1 protein-coding gene is annotated in these 1,330 nt (G+C 43.9%); it reads right to left on the bottom strand.

What is annotated here, in order from left to right:
• Positions 1-14: 14 nt before the first annotated feature.
• A complete protein-coding gene (locus FKQ60_RS17235; protein WP_170906822.1) occupies positions 15-1,223 on the bottom strand; it encodes an IS4 family transposase in 1,209 nt (402 codons plus the stop codon).
• Positions 1,224-1,330: the final 107 nt, after the last annotated feature.

Below are 1,330 nucleotides of genomic sequence, written 5' to 3'. Positions count from 1 at the left end.
GCTGAGGGATCCCCTCATAATTTCCCCAAAGCGCAACCGTACCTGAATAGATTTTGAGCAAGTATGGTTGCAGCTACGAGCAAGTCTTTCCTCGTTATTGCGTAGCCAGAATGCCGCAGAACTTCCATACCTAAGCGCACTGTTGAGAGTACATTTCGATTACTGACAGTGTTCGCTTGAAAGTGTTTATCCCAACCTTGTTTCTGTGCATGTACGCCAACAAGCCAAAATGTCAGTTGAAGCATTAGGGCGATTAGTAGCATGATATCAAAGCGCTCTGGGTTGCTAGTTCGGCTATGGCGGAGTCCTAGACCGTATGCTGGGCTTTTCAAGTCTCGGAAGGTTTCTTCTATCTGCATACGCTTTGAGTAGATCCTAACGAGTTGCTTGGGTGTTCGGATTTCAACGGGCAAGTTAGTCGCTAAAACCCATGGTTCTTTTGTCGAAGCGGAGTAGATTTTAGGTGATGGATGATGACAATTAGTCCGTGTCGAACGCTGATTTTTTCGGCCTTTAGGACGTGATTTATACAGTGCAATTTGACATGAAATTGGGTTGCTCTTAGTCAACCTCTTATAGCCTAAAGTCTTTGAGCGACTTGAGGATATGCTATGTAAGTTGCTGATAGGTTGCCAGTTTTCCGCACCTAAATCTGCATATTGCACTTTCCCTCTGACTCGACTTAACCAGTACCAACCTAGCTTTTCAACGGATTTATACCATGGCACTTTAAAGCCTGCATCAGTAACAATGAGCGGTGTCGTATCACTCGGCAGAATGCTTGCTAGGTCGGCTAAGAATTGGTCATGAGCTTTCTTTGAACATTGCTCTGAAAGCGGAAACGCTTTCTCATAAAGAGTAACAGAACGACCGTGTAGTGCGACTGAAGCTCGCAATACCATAAGCCGTTTTTGCTCACGAATATCAGACCAGTCCACAAGAACAATGGGCATCGAATTGCCCGAACAGATAAAGCTCGCATGCCAACGGTATACAGCGAGTCGCTCTTTGTGTAAGTGACGATTACCTAATAATCGGTCGATTCGTTTGATGTTATGTTTTGTTCTCGCTTTGGTTGGCAGGTTACGACCAAGCTCGGTAAGAGTGAGCGTTTTACTCTCAAGTAATGCGCGGCAAGCCAACGTTAAACTGTTGAGTCGTTTTAAGTGTAATTCAGGGCAGAATTGGTAAAGAGAGTCGTGTAAAATATCGAGTTCGCACATCTTGTTGTCTGGTTATTGATTTTTTGCGAAACCATTTGATCATACGACAAGATGTGTATCTACCTTAACTTGATGATTTTTATCAAAATCATTAGGGGATTCCTCAG

The sequence above is a fragment of the Vibrio sp. A11 genome (assembly GCF_013048705.1).
GTDB classification, from domain to species: domain Bacteria; phylum Pseudomonadota; class Gammaproteobacteria; order Enterobacterales; family Vibrionaceae; genus Vibrio; species Vibrio metschnikovii.
This window is presented reverse-complemented; position numbering and strand designations above follow the sequence as displayed.

Excerpts from the sequence above, each read along its gene's own strand:
- FKQ60_RS17235 (WP_170906822.1), bottom strand. The coding sequence starts at position 1,223 with ATGTGCGAACTCGATATTTTACACGACTCTCTTTACCAATTCTGCCCT.